Annotated in this window: 18 protein-coding genes and 1 tRNA gene; 8 read left to right on the plus strand and 11 right to left on the minus strand. The window is 34.1% G+C overall.

Annotated elements, in window-relative coordinates:
• The first annotated feature begins 76 nt into the window (after positions 1–76).
• A tRNA-Asn gene (locus tag H611_RS0109905) sits at positions 77–150 on the plus strand.
• Between the two features lie 639 nt (positions 151–789).
• Here H611_RS0109905 and H611_RS0109910 read toward each other — a convergent pair.
• Positions 790–1,137 (minus strand): arsenate reductase family protein, encoded by a 348-nt coding sequence (locus H611_RS0109910; protein ID WP_027138221.1) that lies wholly within the window; start codon positions 1,135–1,137, stop codon positions 790–792.
• A gap of 76 nt (positions 1,138–1,213) precedes the next feature.
• On the opposite strand from H611_RS0109910, the gene H611_RS0109915 reads away from it, so the two are divergent.
• Positions 1,214–1,672, plus strand: a complete 459-nt coding sequence (locus H611_RS0109915) for a DinB family protein (RefSeq protein WP_027138222.1) — start codon at positions 1,214–1,216, stop codon at positions 1,670–1,672.
• Here the strand turns inward: H611_RS0109915 and H611_RS0109920 are convergent.
• Positions 1,658–2,374, minus strand: coding sequence for a DUF3298 and DUF4163 domain-containing protein (locus tag H611_RS0109920; protein ID WP_027138223.1), 717 nt, complete (start codon positions 2,372–2,374; stop codon positions 1,658–1,660). The two genes, H611_RS0109915 and H611_RS0109920, sit on opposite strands and share 15 nt — an antisense overlap.
• A gap of 6 nt (positions 2,375–2,380) precedes the next feature.
• A complete protein-coding gene (locus tag H611_RS0109925; protein WP_027138224.1) occupies positions 2,381–3,211 on the minus strand; it encodes a THC0290_0291 family protein in 831 nt (276 codons plus the stop codon).
• Positions 3,212–3,498: 287 nt separating this feature from the next.
• Here H611_RS0109925 and gdhA point away from each other — a divergent pair, with 287 nt between their 5' ends.
• From gdhA to H611_RS0109950, 5 genes are all read left to right on the plus strand, one after another.
• The gene (gene gdhA / locus H611_RS0109930; RefSeq protein ID WP_027138225.1) at positions 3,499–4,842 is read left to right on the plus strand and encodes an NADP-specific glutamate dehydrogenase; all 1,344 of its coding nucleotides are present in this window, start codon (positions 3,499–3,501) and stop codon (positions 4,840–4,842) included.
• A gap of 124 nt (positions 4,843–4,966) precedes the next feature.
• Positions 4,967–7,318, plus strand: coding sequence for a type IX secretion system anionic LPS delivery protein PorZ (porZ, locus tag H611_RS0109935; RefSeq protein WP_027138226.1), 2,352 nt, complete (start codon positions 4,967–4,969; stop codon positions 7,316–7,318).
• Positions 7,318–8,037 carry a DNA repair protein RecO gene (gene recO / locus H611_RS0109940; protein ID WP_027138227.1) on the plus strand — a complete coding sequence of 240 codons (720 nt, stop codon included), beginning with the start codon at positions 7,318–7,320 and terminating at the stop codon, positions 8,035–8,037. Before porZ ends, recO begins: the two co-directional genes overlap by 1 nt.
• Positions 8,038–8,039: 2 nt before the next feature.
• The gene (locus H611_RS0109945; RefSeq protein ID WP_027138228.1) at positions 8,040–10,451 is read left to right on the plus strand and encodes a TonB-dependent receptor; all 2,412 of its coding nucleotides are present in this window, start codon (positions 8,040–8,042) and stop codon (positions 10,449–10,451) included.
• Between the two features lie 46 nt (positions 10,452–10,497).
• A complete protein-coding gene (locus tag H611_RS0109950) occupies positions 10,498–10,971 on the plus strand; it encodes a regulatory protein RecX (RefSeq protein WP_027138229.1) in 474 nt (157 codons plus the stop codon).
• Positions 10,972–10,981: 10 nt separating this feature from the next.
• Here H611_RS0109950 and H611_RS0109955 read toward each other — a convergent pair whose 3' ends face one another.
• The 4 genes from H611_RS0109955 to H611_RS0109970 form a co-directional block, all read right to left on the minus strand.
• On the minus strand, positions 10,982–11,839 hold the full coding sequence (locus H611_RS0109955) for a cupin-like domain-containing protein (protein ID WP_027138230.1): 858 nt from the start codon (positions 11,837–11,839) through the stop codon (positions 10,982–10,984).
• A gap of 85 nt (positions 11,840–11,924) precedes the next feature.
• Positions 11,925–12,899, minus strand: coding sequence for an alpha/beta fold hydrolase (locus H611_RS0109960; RefSeq protein ID WP_027138231.1), 975 nt, complete (start codon positions 12,897–12,899; stop codon positions 11,925–11,927).
• A gap of 83 nt (positions 12,900–12,982) precedes the next feature.
• Complete coding sequence (gene bioB, locus H611_RS0109965) at positions 12,983–14,077, minus strand: biotin synthase BioB (protein ID WP_027138232.1); 1,095 nt, start codon at positions 14,075–14,077, stop codon at positions 12,983–12,985.
• 43 nt (positions 14,078–14,120) lie between these two features.
• On the minus strand, positions 14,121–15,944 hold the full coding sequence (locus H611_RS0109970; RefSeq protein ID WP_027138233.1) for a TonB-dependent receptor plug domain-containing protein: 1,824 nt from the start codon (positions 15,942–15,944) through the stop codon (positions 14,121–14,123).
• A gap of 75 nt (positions 15,945–16,019) precedes the next feature.
• Between H611_RS0109970 and H611_RS0109975 the strand changes: the two genes are divergently transcribed.
• Complete coding sequence (locus H611_RS0109975; RefSeq protein ID WP_027138234.1) at positions 16,020–17,513, plus strand: aminotransferase-like domain-containing protein; 1,494 nt, start codon at positions 16,020–16,022, stop codon at positions 17,511–17,513.
• 85 nt (positions 17,514–17,598) lie between these two features.
• On the opposite strand, the gene H611_RS0109980 is transcribed toward H611_RS0109975, so the two are convergent.
• The 4 genes from H611_RS0109980 to bioA are packed head-to-tail and all read right to left on the minus strand — an operon-like array spanning position 17,599 to position 22,124.
• Complete coding sequence (locus H611_RS0109980) at positions 17,599–19,032, minus strand: flotillin family protein (RefSeq protein ID WP_035483748.1); 1,434 nt, start codon at positions 19,030–19,032, stop codon at positions 17,599–17,601.
• Between the two features lie 16 nt (positions 19,033–19,048).
• On the minus strand, positions 19,049–19,627 hold the full coding sequence (locus H611_RS0109985; RefSeq protein ID WP_027138236.1) for a hypothetical protein: 579 nt from the start codon (positions 19,625–19,627) through the stop codon (positions 19,049–19,051).
• A 55-nt stretch (positions 19,628–19,682) separates the two neighbouring features.
• The gene (locus H611_RS0109990; RefSeq protein ID WP_027138237.1) at positions 19,683–20,837 is read right to left on the minus strand and encodes a beta-ketoacyl synthase N-terminal-like domain-containing protein; all 1,155 of its coding nucleotides are present in this window, start codon (positions 20,835–20,837) and stop codon (positions 19,683–19,685) included.
• Between the two features lie 21 nt (positions 20,838–20,858).
• A complete protein-coding gene (gene bioA / locus H611_RS0109995; RefSeq protein ID WP_027138238.1) occupies positions 20,859–22,124 on the minus strand; it encodes an adenosylmethionine--8-amino-7-oxononanoate transaminase in 1,266 nt (421 codons plus the stop codon).
• Positions 22,125–22,126 lie beyond the last annotated feature (2 nt).

Raw genomic sequence — 22,126 nt, forward strand, 5'->3', positions numbered from 1 at the left:
AAAATTAAAAAAAGTTTGCAGATATTAAAAAGGCTTGTATATTTGCAACCGCTTAGCAAAAGCAACAGTATAACACTCCTCCTTAGCTCAGTTGGTTAGAGCATTTGACTGTTAATCAAAGGGTCCTTGGTTCGAGCCCAAGAGGGGGAGCAAAACAGAAGCACTTACAGAAATGTAGGTGCTTTTTTTGTTGAGTGAAATTAGGGGTTTGTAGTCTCTTTTTTAAAACAAGGGAAGGGTTCGCTTGCTAGTAAAATGCCCGATAAAGAATCGTCCCTCACATCAACGTCCAAAACGCCTCAAGCCAGCCCCACTTCCGATGTATATAAGTTAAAATTAGTAAATAATTTGCTGGTAAAGTCAAGTTGCCAAGTTTTTTCTTCTAAAAAGGTACACCTATAGGTACCCCAGTTATTTCTTTAGGTACCCCAAAATTTAAAAACAAAAAATATCATTAAATTAAATATACTATTCTTAGTAAGTAAAACTAAGTTGAATAAAAAAGGAGAATGCCCAATAAGATGTAGATTAACTTATAATCAAGTAAGGCATCATTTTTCTACGTGACAATTTGTAAATCCTGAATATTGGAATTCCAAACAGCAATGTGTTGAACTTCCTGAACCTGATGTAGATTATATAAACTCACAATTAAGCCTTATTAAAACTAAAATTAATAGGGCTTTTTTATTACTTCAAGTAAAAGAAGAAGCTTTTACCGTAGAAGATGTTTTCAGCTTGTATAAAGGCGTTAAAAGAGCTAAAGAATATAATGTTGTTCGTGATAATTTAGATAACAGTTTTTACTGCTTCAATTGTTTTTTTAGAGCTTCCTATAAAAATTTGATTATCTATAATAATTACTGGGCGACTTAAAAATGTATAATGATCTAGAATGTATTGTTTGTAATCACGTTCCTGTAGATCCTGGTTTTTTAAGTCCATTTCTTTATAAAGCTTCGCGCGTTTACTAAATAAGGCTTCATAACTCCCTGAAAGCAATTGCATTTCCTCTAATTGTTTAACCGTTATAGGTTCCGATTTAATGTCCTGTAATATAAATTCTTTGTCTATATTAAGTTCTTTTAAAATTCGGGTACAAGTGTTACAAGTTTTTAAGTAATATATTTTTTTCATGCTGTTAAATATGAAATTTGCTACAAAATAAACTAATTAAAGGTTTTAAAACTATATTTATCAAAAAAATAAAACAATGTCTTTTTCAATAGAAATTTTATCTAAAACTCGAAATTTTTTTAAGCAACATTTAGAAACGATTCCTTTAGAAGATTTAAATAAAATTCCGGAAGGATTTAATAATAATATCATTTGGAATATTGGTCATATCATCGTGACCCAGCAATTATTAAATTATAAGTTGTCTGGACTACCTATGTTAATCAGTGAAGATTTGATCAAAAAATATATGAAAGGGACTAAACCTGCAGTGTATATTACTAAAGATGAAGTTGAAGTACTTAAAGGGTTACTTTTTTCTACCATCGACCAATTTAGAGAAGATTATAAAAAAGGTATATTTAAAAATTTCCAAGAGTACACCGTGTCGACTACCGGAAACACTTTAAAAAGCTTTAATGAATCGCTTGAATTTGTAGTGTTTCATGAAGGTATGCACCTAGGGTACGTGATGGCCTTATTACGTGCGATCTAGTACTAAGAGAGCGTTTACTTCGCTGTAAGGAATGGTGAATTCGATAATACCTTCAGAATAAGGTGCGATTTCATAGGTGTTATACAATAATATAATACCTGTTTCGCTGTAACCTATGTTTTTCGGTAGTATAAAGGTGTTCGGGTCAAATAGGGTAATGTCTTTTTTTATGGTTTTGTTAAAATGCAACCTTGATAAGTTTTTAAAGGCATCATAATTAGTAAATAAATCTTTATTATTAATTTTTTTGCCAGTATTGGCATTAAAATTCAAAATGGAAATGTGAAAATTGCCATGAGCACCACCTGTATTTATGTATGAAGAAATTGAAAGGGTGATGATTTCTGAAGATTGATAAATGACTTCACCATCAATTTGGGCTTCCCATATTTGCGTAGAATCATTAAAATCCGACTTAAAAGTTTTAAATTCTTTGTTGAAGGCAGTAATGGAGGCCTCAATTGTGAGGTTTTCCGGTTGGGAATCACCTACTTTAAGGGTATTAATTATATGATTTTTAATTTCTGAATTAATATAATCAGAAATTAATTGATTACCCGAAGCAAATGGAATGTTAATATTTACAATATCATTATCGGATGTTGTATAGTTAACTTCATTGAAAACAATTTTAATGTCTTCCTCACAAGAAATTAAGTTTAATACAATAAAGAAATAAATAAATAACTTGTGTTTTAACATGGGGTTTTAATCTAAGTAATAAACATAACCAAAGTTTAACCAAACTAACCAATCGTTGTAGCGATCATAATTATTCCAGTTATGGTTAAAACCATCAATCCAGTCACTAAAATAATATTGCCATCTTAAATCAAGCATCAAATCTGATAACACCGTTAGTTTGTAGCGAACACCAATGCTGCTTACGACAGACCAAGTGCTTCCACCATCTATATTTATCGGATATGCTGCCTCACCAGCATTGTATTTATCAAACCAAAATGGGTATAGGTTGGATTGGTCGTAAATATCGCCATAAGCATCAGGGTTAGGGTTGTTGTATCTAGTGCTTGCTTTTGGGTTAAAAGATGTGTAATGTACTCCTAAGCTAATAAAAGGAGCTAATCTAAATGCAAAAGCCTGAAAGGAGCGAATACTTAAAGGAAAATATTCTAATTGCATTCCTATATCAAAATTCTCTGCAGCTCCGCTATGTGCTCTTAATTTATCAGCTTCAATACTTGTTTTATCTGGGGCAACCCAAAAGCCTAGATGGTCTAGCTTTGTATAGTTGTATGAAATCTCACTCCTTAGTTTAAAATGATCATTGAAATAGGTATCTGTAGAATAGCAGTTACAATCGGCACTATAAGCAAAACTTATATAATGGATTAGACCAATTCCAATTCCCGAATTACCAAGGTTTGTTGTTTCTTCATTTCGACTACCAAAGTCGGAACGAAATTCTACGGGACCAGCAATTACCCCTATCTCATGAGAAAAACCTAATTGGGCTTTTACTGGTTGCCATGAAAGAATCAATCCAGTCAGTAAAATTAATTGCTTGATTTTAAGCATAATTAGGTTCTGTTAGTGTTGGGATTAATATAAACAAATATATGAAAAGGTGTGCTAGAAACAAATAGAGGAAAATTATCTGTAATTTGAAAGAAATTACGTGTTGCGAATATCAAAAAATAGATTATTCTTTTTTAAAGATAATGTATATTTGTGGGCGTAAATTGAATATTTGATAAATCACCCAACGATTTAGGCGGTTTAAATGTACATATCTAAAGTTTTTGTGGTTTATGAATCATTTAATTTATCTAACTTAAATAAGAATTAATCTTTATACTTATTACATGAAACAAAATGTAGAAGAATTTTTAGATCTTGTAAAACAACGTAATGGCAATGAGCCAGAATTTTTACAAGCTGTAGAGGAAGTTGCAGAAACTGTAATTCCTTACATTGTTGATAATGACATTTATTATGGTAAAAATATTCTGTTAAGAATGGTTGAGCCAGAGCGTGTTGTTATGTTTAGAGTTTGTTGGGTAGATGATCAAGGTGAAATTCAAGTGAATCGAGGTTACCGAATTCAAATGAATTCAGCTATTGGACCATATAAAGGTGGATTGCGATTTCATCCAACTGTTAATATAAGTATACTAAAGTTTTTAGCTTTCGAGCAAGTCTTTAAAAATAGTTTAACAACGCTACCTATGGGTGGAGGAAAGGGAGGAAGTGATTTCGATCCTAAAGGTAAAAGTGATGGTGAAATAATGCGATTCTGTCATGCTTTTATGAGTGAATTATTCAGACATATTGGACCAAATACCGATATTCCTGCTGGTGATATTGGTGTTGGAGCTAGAGAAATTGGTTTCTTATTTGGAATGTATAAAAAATTAAGAAACGAATTTACAGGAGTTTTAACAGGTAAAGGATTGTCTTGGGGAGGGTCTTTAATTAGACCTGAAGCTACTGGATATGGTACGGTATATTTTGCTGAAAATATGCTAAAAACAAGAGGGCTTAATTTTGAAGGTAAAACTGTAGTTGTTTCAGGTTCTGGTAACGTAGCCCAATACGCTGCAGAGAAGTCTATTCAGCTTGGAGCAAAGGTTGTAACATTATCTGATTCTTCTGGATATATTTATGATGCAACTGGTATTAATAAAGAAAAATTAGCTTTCGTTATGGAGCTTAAAAATGAAAAACGTGGACGCATTAGTGAGTATGTTGAGAAATATCCTGAAGCTCAATTTTTTGCAGGAGAAACCCCTTGGGGAATAAAATGTGATATTGCTTTACCATGTGCTACACAAAATGAGTTAAATGAAAATGATGCTAATACATTGATTGAAAATGGATGTTTCTGTGTGAGTGAGGGAGCAAATATGCCTTCTACTATTCAGGCGGTTCATGCTTTTCAAAAGGCAAAAATTTTATATGCACCAGGTAAGGCTTCCAATGCAGGAGGTGTTGCAACTTCAGGTCTAGAAATGACTCAAAATTCTCTACGATATAAATGGACGAGAGATGAAGTTGATAATAAGTTAAAAGAAATTATGTCTGATATTCATAATTCATGTTTAGAATATGGCAAAGAAGATGATGATTATATTGACTATGTAAAAGGTGCAAATATTGCTGGCTTTGTGAAAGTAGCAGATGCCATGTTAGCACAAGGAATAGTGTAGCGATTCTATTTAAATAAATGAGATAAAAGCTTCCTTAATTTTAAGGAAGCTTTTTTTGTTTTAATATATTATTTTAAAGTAAAACTCGTTAGTTATAAATATATTTGAACATTAAATAGTATCTATGTTTAAAAAGTTAATATACTTTGTAGTTTGCTTATTACCATATGTTTTTATTGCGCAAAATTATTCCGCGCAATGGAAAGGTCACTTTTCATATAATAACATTAATTCTGTAAGTCAGGGAAAGAGTAAGATTTATGCGGCTGCTGAAAATGCTATTTTTAGCTTGGATACTGAATCCAATAATCTTGAAGAAATAAACACTGTAAATGGGCTTTCAGGAGAAACAATTTCTACCATATATTACAGTGAGGAATATGAATTATTGGTAATAGGTTATGAAAATGGTTTAATTGAAATAGCTTTTGATAATTCTGATGATGTTTTAGCAGTAGTCGATATTATTGAAAAGCCAACAATTCCTGATGTCGATAAACGAATAAATCATTTTTATGCCTATGAAAATGTACTTTATGTCTCTACTAATTATGGAATATCTGTATTTTCTTTAGAACGTTTAGAATTTGGAGATACTTATTTCATTGGAGATGGAGGAAGTCAAATTCAGGTAAATCAAACCATCGTTTTCGAGGGAAATATCTATGCTGCTTGCTCCGATAATAGTGGTATTAGAATGGCTTCAATTGCAAATCCGAATCTAATCGATTTTAAAAATTGGACCACAATTGCAGGAGGGGATTTTGTTAAGGTGTCATTCAGTTATTCTAATCTTTATTCGGTTAGAACAGATAGGCGTTTGTACCAAATTGTCAATAACAACTTGATAGAATTAATTCAGTATCAAGATTTACCATTAGATATTCGTTATATAAATGAAACACTGATTGTAACTACAAAAAATAATGTTTACATATATGATGAAGGATTCAATCTCATTTCTCAGGTTGGAGTTCCTCAGGAATTTATAACGCAATTTACCAGTGCGACTAGAGATCTAGAAAATATATATGTTGGGACAGTTGATTTTGGCTTATTAAAAACGGATTTGTTAAACCCCATGACGTTTGAGGAAATACATCCAGATGGGCCCTTGTTAAATAAACCATTTTCAATTCAAGCAGAAGCTGATGGTGTTTGGGTAACTTTTGGAGAGTACGATTTGTATTATAATCCTTATCCATTAAATAGTCGTGGTTTCAGTCATTTAAAATCCGATTTATGGATTAATACACCTTATGAAGATGTATTCGAAGCTAAATGTTTAAATAAAATAGCTGTTAATCCTAATGTTAATGATGAAATTTATATAAGTTCTTTTTTTAGCGGAATACTGCAAGTTAAAGATGAAATTCCAGTGTATTTGTATGATGAAGCAAATAGCGGATTAGAATCTATTCAATTGCCAAATAATCCAAATTATGTGGATATTAGAATGGGAAGTACGGTTTTCGATAACAATGGATTGTTATGGTCTGTGACTTCACGAGTTAAAAGACCTTTGAAGTCATTTAATGTTATTACAGGACAGTGGAAAAGTTATGATTTTTCATCTATTATAACAGATGCACTGAATGATAATTTAGGTTTTACTGATGTAACAATCGATTTTTCTAATAGTACTAAGTTTATAGCGTCATATTCTAAAGGGTTAATAGGGTTTAAAGAGAATAATGGAGGACAATCTTTAAAAGCTTTAAATGGTGAGGAAAACAATTTGCCGAGTAATTTAGTATCTGCATTGGCGTTGGATAAAAGAAATCAATTGTGGATAGGGACATATAGTGGGTTAAGAGTCTTGTATAATCCGTCTAATTTTTTTCAAGAAAATGACATTAGGGTAGATGAAATAATTATAGAGGAAGATGGTGTGGCTAAAGAACTTTTATTTCAGCAATTTATTACAGATATCAAGGTAGATGGTTCCAATAATAAATGGATAGGAACTAATGATTCGGGCTTGTTTTATTTTTCACCCGATGGACAGCAAACGATTTTTCATTTTACTAAAGAAAATTCGCCACTTCCTTCAAATAGTATTAGAGATGTTTCAATCGATGATACGAATGGCATTGTTTATATCGCAACAAGTAAAGGGTTGGTTTCTTTTAAATCGGGAGGTTCAAGTCCCATAGAAAATTTAGAAAGTGCCTTTGTGTATCCTAACCCTGTAAGACCTAACTTTAATATGGTCGATAAAAAAGTTAAAATTAAAGATATTTCGGAGAATGTAAATATTAAAATTACAGATATCGAGGGAAATCTGGTTGCTGAAGCGCAATCAAGAACTAATCAGCGCTATAATGGGTATAATCTGGAAATTGATGGAGGTACCGCTTATTGGAATGGAAAAAACTTGGCTAATAACGATGTGGCGTCAGGAGTGTATCTGGTTATGTTGTCAGATTTAGATACTTACGAAACTAAGGTTTTAAAAATAATGGTAGTTCGCTAATGCAGGTTTCTACTAGAGCTATCGTGCTGTCAAAATTAAAGTTTAAAGACAACGATTTAATTGTACGTTGTTATACAGAACAACTAGGTATTGTTAGTTTTTTAATTCGAGGTGTTTTTAAAAGTCATAAATCGAATAATAAGTTGGCTTATTTTCAATTGTTATCTCAATTGGAATTAAATCTTGTATATAAAGGTAACAGATCGCTTCAAGTTATAAAGGATACTAAAATTGGTTTTCTCTATAACAGTTTACAATCCAATGTATTTAAGAGTTCTATAGTTATGTTTTTATCTGAAGCTCTCTCAAGTGCCCTAAAAGAAGAAGAGCAAAATGAGACTCTTTACCGATATTTAGAAACTTCCTTACAATGGTTAGATTCACAGGACGATTATGCTAATTTTCATTTATTATTTCTTTTGAATTTAACAAAATATCTCGGTTTTTATCCAGATGTATCTGATATAGATTATCATTATTTTGATTTAAGTGAGGGACGTTTTGTTGAAACTGATTATGGTAGGTATACAATTAGCGGTGAAAATATTACGGTGCTAAAGAGGTTGCTTCATATTACATTTGAAGATTTACCTGATTTAAAGATTAGCTCCAAGCAAAGGCAATCCTTTTTAAATATGATTTTGCTTTATTTTGAGTTACATTTGGGAAGTTTTAGTACACCAAAATCGTTGCAAATATTTAATCAAGTATTTAGTTAATTATGAAATATGTAATTCTTATTTCAATTTTGTTTTTAAACTTTAAAGTAGTTATTGCTCAAAATATAAAGGTATTAAATAAGCTAACTAATGAGCCAATCTCTGGAGTGGCTATTTATAATATCGATAAATCTGTTAGTACTATAACCAATTTTTTAGGGGAAGCCAATTTAGAGGAGTTTTCAACAAATGAAATTATTATTTTCAAGCATTTGTCTTACACAATTAAATCTATTCAGAAAGTAGATTTGCAGGGATTAAATCGCGTTTATCTTGAATCGAATACCGAAGATTTAAGTGAGATTGTTATTTCAGCGTCAAAATTTAAACAACATAAAGATGAGGTGCCTCAAAAAATTCTTAGTTTAAATAAATCTAATATTGAATTTTCTAACCCGCAGACAAGTGCCGATTTATTGGAATCGTCGGGGAGTGTTTATATACAAAAGAGTCAATTAGGAGGTGGGAGTCCTATGATTCGTGGATTTTCAACCAACAGATTATTAATTACTGTAGACGGAGTTAGAATGAACAATGCCATTTTTAGAGGAGGTAATCTTCAAAACGTTATTTCTATAGATCCCTTTTCTGTTCAGAATACTGAAATAACTTTAGGATCAGGCTCTGTGATTTATGGAAGTGATGCCATTGGAGGTGTTATGAGTTTTTATACTCTAAAACCAAAATTATCAGTTGGGAGTGAGTTTAATATGAGGTCTAATGCGGTACTGCGTTATGCCACGGCAAATCAGGAAAAAACAGGACATTTCGATTTTAATTTAGGTTTAAAAAAATGGGCTTTCGTTACTAGTGCGTCATATTCAGATTTCGATCATTTACGAATGGGTAAATATGGACCAAAAGAATATTTGCGCCCCGAATTTGTAATTACCAATAATGGTAAAGACCAAATGGTTGAAAATAAAAATCCTCGAATTCAGAGACCAACAGGTTATAATCAATTCAATTTAATGCAAAAAGTGCATTTTAAAGCGAATGAAAATTTCGATTTCGATTTAGGGATTTTTTATACTACAACATCTAACTACCCAAGATATGATAGACTGATACGATATCGACGCGGAAATTTAAGGTCTGCCGAATGGAATTATGGACCACAACAATGGTTTATGTCGAATTTTCAAGTTACAAAATTAAGTAGTAGTTCTAATTTGTACGATAAAATAAAGATTACGCTAGCATATCAAAATTTTAAAGAAAGTCGATTAGACAGAGATTTTCAATCGGAAATAAGAAACGTTCGGAAGGAAGCGGTTGATGCTTATTCTTTTAATATGGATTTAGAAAAACTGTTAAGTTCAAAAACTGAATTTTTCTATGGTCTTGAGTATATTTTTAATAAGGTATCCTCAAAAGGTCATGAAGAAGATATATTAACAAATCAAAATGTTCCAACTGTATCAAGATATCCTAATGGAGCAACTTGGCAGTCTATTGCAGCCTATTCTAGTATTAAATATAAACCAAATTCAAAATTTGTATTGCAGTCAGGAGTAAGGTATAATCATATATTATCACGGGCTAATTTTCAAGAGAATAATAGGTATTTAAATTTACCTTTTAATACTTCAAATATTAATACCGGAGCACTTACGGGTACTGCTGGTTTTAGCTGGACTCCAAATCCTATTTTGCAATGGCGATTTAATTTATCGTCAGCTTTTCGTGCGCCAAATATAGACGATATTGGTAAGGTTTTCGATTCAGAACCTGGTTCGGTGGTCGTTCCAAATGATAATTTAAAATCGGAATATGCTTATGGGGGAGATTTAGGTGTGAAATTAAATTTTAATAAGAAATTTGTATTAGATCTCGGAACGTATTACACGTATCTTGATAATGCTTTGGTAAGAAGAGATTTTATATTAAATGGAGAATCAGAAATTATGTACGATGGTACTCTAAGTAATGTTCAGGCTATTCAAAATGCCTCTAAAGCATGGATTTATGGATTTGAAATTGGTATGAAAATAGCGATTAGTAAGGGAGTAAATTTTACATCACAATACAATGTTATTGGTGGCTCTGAGGTTGATGGTAATATTGAAGTGCCAGTCAGGCATGTTGCCCCAAATTTTGGAAGTAGCCATTTAATCTGGACTAACAATAATCTTAAAATTGATTTGTTTGCCAATTATAATGACGAATTATCATTTTATCAACTTGCACCTTCAGAACAAAGTAAAGACTATATTTATGCTATTGATGGTAATGGTAATCCTTACAGCCCGGCTTGGTATACTTTTAACGTAAGAACACAGTATCAACTAAGTTCGGATGCTAGCTTAATTTTGAGTTTAGAAAATATTACGGACCAGCGATATAAAACGTATTCTTCTGGAATTGCAGCTCCTGGACGTAATTTAATTGTATCTTTTAGGTATAACATATAATTAACCTTGTTTAATGATACTTCCCCAATACTGATTATTTTTTAACATGCATCAGAAAACAACTTTTACTTTAGACGAAGCTATACAGAAGTTAGAATATTATTGTGCCTATCAGGAGCGTTGCCATCAGGAAGTAGTTAAAAAATTAGAAGGAATGCACATGATACCTGAAGCTATAGATGTCGTTGTAGTGCATTTAATTGAAAATAATTTTTTGAATGAATCCAGATTTGCGCAAACCTTTGTAAGTGGAAAATTTAGGATAAAGCACTGGGGCAGGCGTCGAATAAATGTAGAATTGAAACGTAGAGGATTAAGTACTGTAATAATAAATCAAGCTTTAAATACTATAGATGAGTTTGAATATTTAAACCTTTTTAGTGAATTAGCAGAAAGGAAAGTAGCCTCTATTAGAGAAACAAATATTTTAAAAAAGAAGAAAAAATTTGTCGATTATTTTCTGTATCGCGGTTGGGAATCACACTTAGTTTATTCTAAAGCTAATGAGCTTATAAAATAGGTTGCTCTAATTAAGATTTGTGAGTGTTTGTTATGGCGCGTTCATTCTTCCAATTAATCCATTTTTGACCCCTCAGGCGTCGCATGGCATTATCAAAATTGCGCATTACAACCAAATTATATATGGCTTTACTGAAGTTTTTTGGGTTGCGTGCAATAGCTCTCAAGCTCATAGAAAATCCAGGTGTAATGTACCGCATATAATGCCAGTAACCTTCGGGCATGTATAGTACTTCACCATGATTTAGTTCTGTTTTAAAACCAGTTGCTTTTTTTAGCATCGGCCATTTTTTAAAATCAGGATTATTAAAGTCTATATCTTCTCTGGTAATTAGGGAATGTGGAATTTTATAGAGGTATTTATTTTGTTTTTGATCGAAAAGGATAACTTCTTTCTTCCCTTCAAAATGAAAATGAAAAATATTCGCTAAATCAATATCATAATGCATAAAGGTGTAAGAATCACGTCCGCCAAAAAATAACATGGGAATGCCTTTCATAAGGCGTAAACCAAAATCGGGAAATGAGAAATCTTTCTGTAATTGAGGGATTTCTTTAATGGCATTCCAAAGGAAAATACGATATCTTGTTGGTTCTTTCTTTAATAAATCTATGTATTCACTCAGCTTCATACGAGCGTGAGGTTCATTAAATCCGTCCTTATAATCTACAGGCCTGTCATCGTAAAGCGGAATAGTTATATTGCCTCCCAAAGCTTTCATATAGTCTAAGTCCCATTTGCTGTACGCTGGCCAATCTTCAATAAAACGCTCTATAACCACTGGTTTTTGTGGTCTGAAATATTCGTTTAAAAAAGCTTCCTTGGTAATGGTTTTTACCCTTGGAATATCTTGTAGGTTTAAAGACAAAGTGTAATAAGTTTAGTGTGCCAAAGTTAATAAAACGTTATTAATTAAATATCTCATTTAATGTTGGAAGGTACATTTTTTAAGTTTATTTAATTTCGAAAAAAGTATCGAACAATTTATAAAACTTTTCAGGTTCTTCTAAATAAGGGTTGTGCGCACTATTTTCGAACATTTCAAATTGCGCTTCAGGCATAAAAGTTTTGTACTGAATGTTAAACTCGGGGGTAGAAACACCATCGTATCGTCCGGCCACAATCATAGTTTTGGCTTTTACATGTTTTAGGTCTTGTCGGTAATCCTGATTAATCATACTACCGCTCACATCGAAATCGCCGTCGCGCCCAATAATGGTAACGTAAACCTCATCCGACCAATTTCTATATGGTTCGTTTGGTCGATTACCTTTTATACTCGTGTTGTGATAGTAAATATATTTTGTGGGGAAACTTGCATATAATGATTTTAAAGGCTCCTGACTCGAAACATAGCCTAAGGCTCTTAAAGAATCTACCTGCTTCCATTTTTCAGGGAAATGTGTTTTGGCATAGTGATTATAACTGTCGCAGTTGGTCTGCCACATTGCGCCACTATGAAATCCACTAATTAAAAATAGTTTGTTAACATTATCTGGATATTTAATCGCATAAGCTTGGGCCGGAACGGTGCCGTAGGAATGACCAACAATCGAGATTTTATCAAAATTTAATGCCTTTCTGAGACTTTCAATAAGGGCGACATCGTTTTCAACAGAATACTCTGAAGGGTTTTTGGCATCATCACTTTTTCCACGGCCAAGGAAATCGAAGAATACTACGGTATGACTTTTATAATATTGTCCGAAGTTGGCCTGCATATAATCATGGGAGTTTCCTGGTCCTCCTGGCAGAAAAAAAATAGGGTCACCTTCGCCTTTAACTTCTACATTTATTTTATAGCCATCAATTTCATAAAACTCAGATTGGAATTTACTGAAAATATCGGGATCAATTTGACTATTTAAACTTGTATTGAATAAGAGAACAACAGTAGTAATACTAAATAGAATAGATATGTGTTTCATAACGAATATTTGTATAAATATAAAGAAATAAAAAAGCCCTTTCTAATTTATGAAAGAGCTTTATCGTGATCGTTATTAAAGACTTATTTTAGAGATTTAGCTTTTTCTTTAGCTAATTCGTTTCTTTCTATAGTGTGATCTGGTCGACTCCATTTTGGTTTTTCTCCCAACGCTTCAAATCGAGAATCTTCGGCTTCAACTGTTCGTGGTTGAACTTTTTTTGTGAATGGTTTTTGCGGATTTAAGCCTAGTAATTTAAACATTTCCATGTCTTCGTTTACATCTGGGTTGGGGGTAGTTAATAGTTTGTCTCCAGCAAAGATAGAATTAGCTCCCGCAAAAAAGCACATGGCCTGGCCTTCACGCGACATTTGTGTTCTACCTGCGCTTAAACGCACCTGGGTTTCGGGCATCACAATTCTGGTAGTAGCTACCATACGAACCATATCCCATATAGAAACTGGTTTTTGGTCTTCAAGTGGGGTGCCTTCAACAGCAACTAAGGCATTTATGGGAACGGATTCGGGTTGCGGGTTTAAAGTAGACAGAGCAACTAACATTCCTGCACGGTCTTCTTCCTTTTCGCCCATGCCAATTATACCGCCACTACATACGGTTACATTCGTTTTTCGTACGTTATCTATAGTTTCTAAACGATCTTCAAAACCACGTGTAGAAATCACTTCTTTATAATATTCTTCCGAAGAATCTAAATTGTGATTATAAGCATATAATCCAGCTTCGGCTAATCGTTTTGCTTGATTTTCGGTAAGCATACCTAAAGTACAGCAAACTTCCATGTCAAGCTTATTAATCGTGCGCACCATCTCTAATACCTGATCGAATTCTTCGCCATCTTTTACGTTACGCCATGCAGCTCCCATACAAACGCGTGAACTTCCACCAGATTTGGCACGAAGCGCTTGTACTTTTACCTGTTGAACCGTCATTAAATCGTTACCTTCAATATTGGTGTGGTAACGGGCTGCTTGGGGACAATAACCACAATCTTCTGAACAACCTCCTGTTTTTATAGATACCAAAGTACTTACCTGAACTGTATTTGGGTCGTGGTGCAATCTATGAATAGTGGCAGCCTCATATAATAACTCCATTAATGGTTTGTTATATATGTCTAGAATTTCTTCTTTGGTCCAATCGTGTTTTGTTGTACTCATAATTGTATTTTGTTAGTCAGCTATAATGGCTTAATCGATTAATTTAAATAAAGTTATAACGTAATCCAAATAACATATTACTTGGAGGCATCGGTACAATCCCTGTTTCGATATAATCTTCGTTAAAGATATTGTTTGCTGTTAGGCTTAATTCAAATTGTTTTAAATTTAATACAGCCGAAGCATCCCAAACATTATAACTTAACCCTTGTGTACGTTCGGCATATTTATAAATCACATTAAAATTGAATGATTTGGTGATTTTTGTCATTAAACGTGATGTAAAATGATGTTTTAAAGAGTTTATCGAATATCTTGAAAAATTTAGATTTAAGTTGCCAACTTCATCTTCCATGAAGGTATAACCAATCGCTAGATTTTGCTGAAGATTGTTTACTGTAAAATTGTATGAGGTGTTAATTTCAAAACCTTTCGTGTATAAATCTCTTAAATTTTGAGCCACAAAAGGATCAGATTCTACATCCTTCACATAATCAATTAAGCTACTGGCATCTTTATAAAATAAAGCAAATGAGGCATTAAATTTCGATGAGAAATATTTTCCACCTAACTCGCCGGATAGGGCCTCTTCTGGTTTCAAATTTTCATTTCCAAGGGTTACGGGGTCCCTATAATATAAATCGGTATAGGTTGGTACACGATAGGTATAACCCGCATTTCCATAAAGTCTGAAGTTAGGAGATACCTGACAGCCTATATCGATACCTGGGAAAGCATGAAATTTAAAATCTGAAAAATACGTAACGGCCACTCCAGGAGTAATGTCGACTAATTCATTAAATACTTTAAATCGGTGTTCTAAAAAGGCTGTTGCCATAAAACGCTGGCGATTACCTAAGCTGTTACTGCTCATAGTAATCTGAGATACGTCCAATCCAAATCCGGTTATACCCAAACTTGAGGTGTAAGATGTATTTACATCGGCACCCAATTTATTGCTAATGTGTAGGTTTCTATAAAAGTTGGGTTCATTGCGTTTTAATAAGAATATATCTTGATTACGCTTCCAGTATATACGAGGTGCTATCTTGAAATTATTCGATTTGAATGTAGTTGAAAGGCCAATTAAACTATTTTGGGTTTCTTCATATTCATTAAAATTGGGATTTGTGGTATAGAAGTTTTCGGCACCAAATTTTCTTTCGAAAAAGGTTGAAATCATTTCAATAGGTTGTGCATTTTTATTGAATACACTCTTCAAAAAATAATTCGAATTGTCATAATCTGAATTTATTCTATACCCTCCTGAGGTTAATTTGCCTATATGCGCAATATGGTTTGAATTTTTTAGATTAGAACCAAAAGTTACCGAGCCATTTAACTGATTAAAAGAACCCGCTTCTACATGTGCTGAAACACTATTATTCAATTCATTTTTAGTGACAATATTTATAGCTCCAGCAAAAGCATTTTGACCAAAGGCACGTGCCGCTGGACCTTTAATAATTTCAATGCGTTCTATCACTTCAATAGGTAATGCGGCATTCATAGTATGATGTCCTGTTTGTGCATCGTCCATTTTAATACCATCTATTAATAAAAGTGTTTGGTCAAAACTACCGCCACGAATATATAAATCGGCTTGACTACCAGCTGTACCGCGTCTTCTAATATCTATACCTGCGATTTGTTGTAATAAGTCAGCAACATTGGTAGCAGCACTGTTTTTAATATCTTCCGAAGAAATAACCGTAATAGTTCGAGAGTTCTTTTTAAAAGGCAGGTCGATACGTGTTGAGGTAATAGTGACTTCCTCTAAAGAGTTTACTTTAACGGTTTCAGTTTGTGCATTTGTTTGAAAGCTATAGATTAAAACTAATACTATATAGGCTATTTTGTTCTGCATGAATGTGTTTGGATTTAAAAAGCAAAACAAATGTCGTAACTTAGCGGACTATTAAACTAGTCCAGTTTGAAAACAATAAGTAGTCCGGTTGAAGATCTTTTTGAAAAATTAATCGATTTTGATAAATCGAGTGGAAAACCGATATATATACAAGTTTCAGAACAGGTAATAAATTTAATTCAACGAGGCTATTTGTTAAAAGGAGCAACCTTGCCTGGCACCCGGGTTTTAAGTCATTTATTACAGGTACACCGAAATACAGCCGTAGCTATTTATGATGAATTGGCTTCTCAGGGTTGGGTCGAAATATTACCTAATAGGGGAACTTTTGTTCTGGTTCCGGAGCAACGCACGGCTAAAATAACGGCACCCACTCAGCAGTTAGATCAGGCATATACCTATGCTCAAAAAACGGGATTTTCGTTTCAAACATCGTTTCATTTAGCTTCTACAGCGCAATTTACAAATGCTAGGTACACGGTTAATGATGGAAGACCGGATTTGCGATTGCATCCAACGCATCAGTTTTCCAGATGGTATAGTGCGGCGATGAAGCGAAAAACCTTAGTTTCAAAGTGGAATCGAACACGTGAAACCGTGCATTCAAATTTTGAAAATCAACTTTGTAATTATTTAAACGCCACCAGAGGATTTCATATAAAACCCAGCAATCTTATTAATACGCGAAATACGGATATGAGTCTGTATATCGTGTCGCAGTTACTTATTAAACCAAAGGATGTGGTTTTAGTGGGCAGATTAAGTAACTATGAATCCAATATGATATTTCAGCAGGTAGGGGCAAGTATTAAAACCATTCCTGTAGATCAGGATGGCATTGATGTGGATTATATTAGAAATCATTTTGAAAAGGACAATATACGGTGTGTATATGTTTGCGCACAGAGGGATTACCCGACAACCAAAACGCTGAGTGCGGAGCGTCGTTTAAAACTGTTACAATTAGCCAAAGAATTTGGTTTTGCTATTATAGAAGACGATTACGATTACGATTTTCAGTTTGAAGGTTCTGCTATGCTGCCTATGGCTAGTGCCGACGTTAATGGTATGGTTATTTACTTGGGAAAGTTAGGGCAGTCTTTATTTCCAAGTTTTCAAACGGGGTTTGTGGTGGCTCCTAAAAATTTAATTTCTGAAGCTAAAAATTACTTGGAATTGTTAGATAAGCAAGGTGATTTGATTCAGGAACAAATGCTTGCCGAACTCATTTCTGAAGGAGAAATACATAAACTAATTAAAAAGAATACTATTGTTTATAAGCAAAGGCGTGATGCATTATGCCAGTATTTAAAAAGGTATTTTGGAGATGCTTTAAAGTGGGATATTCCTACGGGCGGATTAGCCATTTGGTTGGAATTTAAATCTCACATTTCTTTGGTGAAATTAGCTGAAGAAGCTGAAAAGCAGGATTTGTTTTTACCAAAAACAATACTTTATCAGGATATAGAAACCTGTGCGATTCGTTTTGGTTTTGGTCATTTAAATGAAGTAGAAATTGAGGAGGTAGTTAAGGTTTTAAGGAGGGTTTATGATAATATAATTGTTTGAGAAATTTAAAATTTATAAACGGTTTATAATTAAAACCCCAAAGTATCCTTTTGGGGTTTTAATTGTTTTTATTTATGGGTAAAAATTATTCTTTATTTTCAGAATTTGAATTTTCTTCTGAAGAATTGTCTTCAGAAGCTTTATTTTCAATTTCTTTTCCTTTTAGATAGTCGGGAAGTTGCATCCCCGCCATATTAAACATTTCCTGTAGTGGTGGTACCGACTTATACATGCCTGAAAGGAAGTTTGCGGTAGAGGATTTACCATCTTTATTTCCGCCATTTTCCCAAACGGTAACTTTATCGATTTTAATGTTTTTAATAGCTTCTGATTGCATTTTAACCAATTCTGGTAGTTTGTCGGCGATCAATAATAATACAGCATCCCTTGAACTGTTGCCTGCAGCTTTTACAATTTCGTCAAGACCGGCAGCTTGTTTGGTTAGTACTTCATAAAGACCTTGTGCTTCGGCCTGTGCTTTAAATAAAATCGCATCAGCTTCCCCTTTGGCGCGCCTTCTAATACGTTCAGCTTCAGCTTCAGCATCAATTTCAACTTTCTTTTTGTCAATTTCAGCTGGTACAATTATATCTGCCATTTGAGAAGAACGTTCACGTTCTGCTCTGACAGTTTCAGCTTCTTTTTCCGCGGCATAGGCTTCTTCTAATGCTTTTGCACTTTGTACTTTTTCTGAAGCAATGGCCACGCGTTCAGCCTCGGCTTCTCTCTGTCGGCGTAAGGAATCGGAGTTGGCTACTGCAATTTTTGCAGTATTTTCTCCTTCAACAGCCTGGGCATTGGCTGCAGCAACCTGTGTTCTTTCATCTTGAACGGCATTGGCTTCACCAATAGAACCATCTCTATTTTTTTCAGCCACCGATTTACGTGCGGCATTTATAGCATGGGCTGCAGCTTCTTTACCTAAGGCTTCAATATAGCCAGATTCATCAACAATATCGGTAATGTTAACGTTAATGAGTTTTAAACCTACTTTTTTAAGTTCTGATTCCACACTCTGTGAGATATTGGTTAAGAATTTATCTCTATCAGAATTAATTTCTTCAATATCCATGGACGCTACTACTAAACGTAACTGACCAAAAATGATTTCTTTGGCTAACTCTTGAACATCGTTCATTGATAAGCCTAATAATCGCTCGGCAGCATTTTGCATGATACCAGGTTCGGTAGAAACACCAATAGTGAATCGTGATGGTACATTAACACGAATGTTTTGTTTAGAAAGGGCGTTAACTAGATTGACTTCAATAGAAATCGGAGTCAAATCTAAGAATTCATAATCTTGAATTACTGGAAAAATAAAAGCGGCTCCACCATGGATACATTTCGCTGATTGCCCACCAGCTACTTTACCGTAAACTACTAAAATCCTATCGGATGGACAACGCTTATAGCGTCTAATGAGTACGATAAAAAATATAAAAATAAACATGATGGCTGCTATAACAGCCATGGGAAGTCCAAAACTAAAAGCGTCTTGTGTAATAAGTGTTAGCATTGAATAAAAGGTTTAATTAGTTATTAAGTTGTTCTACAATTAAAATGCCGTTATCGGTAACGTCTTTAACTTTTATAACGGTTCCGGATTTTAGATTGTTTTCAGAATCTGTTAAAGCCTCAAGTTCTCTTAATGCGCCTTGAATTCTAACATGGGCTTTACCAATACTAGAACGGTTAGCTCCAATAGTTAGATAGACTTCACCCACGGCTCCAATAGCATTTTTAAAATTAAGGGTCCCACTGTGATTTAGTTTTCGCATATAATAAAACATAGCAGCCATAATGCTCATCATAACCAAACCAGCTACTAACGAAATGAGTACTGTTAAAGGTTTAGATAAGCCAGAATCTATGCAGGCAATACCGCTCCACCCAAAAATGGTAAAGAAACCTACTAGATTTTTAAAGGTTATAAACTGAAATCCGATACCCGTATCGGACTCTATTTCAGCATCTGTTTCGAGTTCTAAACCATCAGAATCACCACCAACAAATGTTAGGACAATCATAATGATAAAAACTAAGGAAGCAATTAGTGCAATACCCCAATAAATTCTGGGAAAGAGGTCTAAGCTAAAAAACCATTCAACCATAATTATAAGTTTTAAATTTTAATGAAATATAAAACCTTTTTATGGTTTTATAATGTTATTTTGAAAGTAAAATCGACACGGCGTTCCCTCCAAATCCTACAGCGTTAATTAACACGTTCTTAATCTGCTTTGGTGTTTTTGGGTTTTCTAAAAAAGGTACAGGAATGAATTTTTGATGTTGCAGCATTAATATGGCCAATTCTATACTCAACAATCCTGATGTACCGAAGCTATGTCCTATTTTCCACTTATTAGTAGTGAGAGCAGGCATTTTGTTACAAAATATTTTTTCGATGGCTTTATATTCACTTAAATCGCCCTTAATAGTGCCAGGTGCGTGCATAACTATGACGTCAATGTCATTGGGGTTTGTGTTTCCTAAGGCCATGGTCATAGACTTTTGAAAACATTTGGCATCACTTGAAATAGAGATGTTATGTTTTAGTATTTCGGTGGCATACCCGTAGCCTGTAATAATGGCTAAAGCATGTTTTTTGATACCTTCTTCCAAACAAGCCATAGAGGCACCTTCACCTAAAGCCATGGTGTTTTTTTCTTTAGAAAGATCTAATGCCCGACAAGGATAATCTGATGTGCCTTTCGTGTAAATTTTTAAGGCTTTCATCTGAGCTATGGTGAACGGGGTTAATGGCGCTTCACTACCACCAACTAAAAACTTGTCGCACATCCCCGAATTAATCCAGGCGATGCCGTTTAACATGGCGTGTAATGCCGTCGAACAGGTTATGGAATGGCTAATTTCTGGTCCCTGGGTCTGTAAATCGTGAGCCACCCAGGACGAAATATTACCTAGTGTTGTTGTTGGAGAACTAAGTGTTTGGGCTTTGTTGTTTTTTAAAAAATCTTCGTGATAGGCTTCAAATAATTCGGTAGCACCACGCGAAGATCCAATATTAATTCCGAAGTTGTTCGAAGCTATCCAATTAGCCTGTTTAATGGCCTTTCGTGAAGCATAAATAGCAAATAAAACGGTCGGGTCTAAGTTTTTATATTTCGGATCTGAACCCCGTAATACCTCAATCTCATTTTGGGCATCGTCTGGAATTTTACCCATCCATGCTTTTTGTGCCTTTATTGTGTGTTTCGATAGACAATGAGAACTTTTTTGGTAACTAGCCCAAGTTTCATTTAAAGTTTTTCCTAGCGGGGAAATCGAAGCTATTGCAGTAATGGAGATTGGTTTTTGCAAGGGTCTAATTTTGGAGTAAATTTATATTATTTCTAAAGCTTCTTCAATGGCTTTATAAATTTTTTCAAGCTGATTTTGACTTATAACATACGGAGCCTGAATGTATATAGTGTTTCCAAGCGGTCGTAGAAATATGCCTTTACTCATAAAAAAATTAAATAGTTTATCGCGAAGATTTCCGTAGCGTTCCATTTTAGTATTCAAATCTAAAGCGAAAATAATACCCGTTTGTCTCGTAGTTTTTACTTTAGGGTGATTTTTTATTCGATTCTTAAAGGTTTTATGTGAAGCCGTGATTCTGGAAATATTATTTTGAATGGCTTCTGTTTGTAACAGTTCGATACTCGCTAGGGCAGCTGTGCAAGCCAATGGATTTGCAGAATAAGTATGTCCGTGAAAAAGCCCTTTACTTATGTCGTTACTATAGAAAGCGTCATAAATGCGTTTAGAACAAGTTGTTAAAGCCATGGGGAGTAGGCCACCAGTTAAGGCTTTGCTTAGACACATAATATCAGGATAAGTTTCCAGATGAAGTGATGCAAAATGTTTACCAGTTTTACCAAATCCTGTCATGACTTCATCGGCTACGGTAATAATATGGTTAGCCTTGCAGAATTTTAGAATGGCATTTAATCCTTCAGGACTATGCATTTTCATAGCAGCGGCTCCTTGTACCAGTGGTTCGTAAACAAACCCGGCAATGTTACAAGTATTATTTAATTCTTCAAGGGTTTTTAAAATGTTTTCAATAGTATCTGCAGTTGGGGTTGGAATCCGTTTTACGTTCAAAAAGAAATCTTCAAACGGCCCATTATATACCGATAGGCCTGATACGCTCATGGCTCCAAAGGTATCGCCGTGGAATCCGTCTTCGAAAGCTAAAAGCGTATCTTTCTTTTTACCTTGGTTGAAGTGGTATTGCAAGGCCATTTTTATACCAATTTCAACACTGGTCGATCCATTATCACTGAAAAATATTTTTTCCTGATTATCAGGAAGGATATTAACAAGCGCTTCTGAAAGATTTACAGCAGGTTCATGTGTAAAACCGCTAAAAATAACTTGATCTAACTGTTGCATTTGCTCAGATACCTTATTGGTAATATACGGGTTGCAATGCCCGTACATGCAAGTGTACCAGGAGGCAATCGCATCGATGTATTCATTATTGTTTTCATCGTAAAGAATGCAGCCTTTGGCTTTTTTTATTGCAATGGTATCTGGGTGTAGCTTATGCTGTGTTAGCGGGTGCCACAGATGTAGTTTGTCGCGGTCTTGTAAAGTCATGG

This window comes from Gaetbulibacter saemankumensis DSM 17032, assembly GCF_000425645.1.
GTDB lineage: Bacteria > Bacteroidota > Bacteroidia > Flavobacteriales > Flavobacteriaceae > Gaetbulibacter > Gaetbulibacter saemankumensis.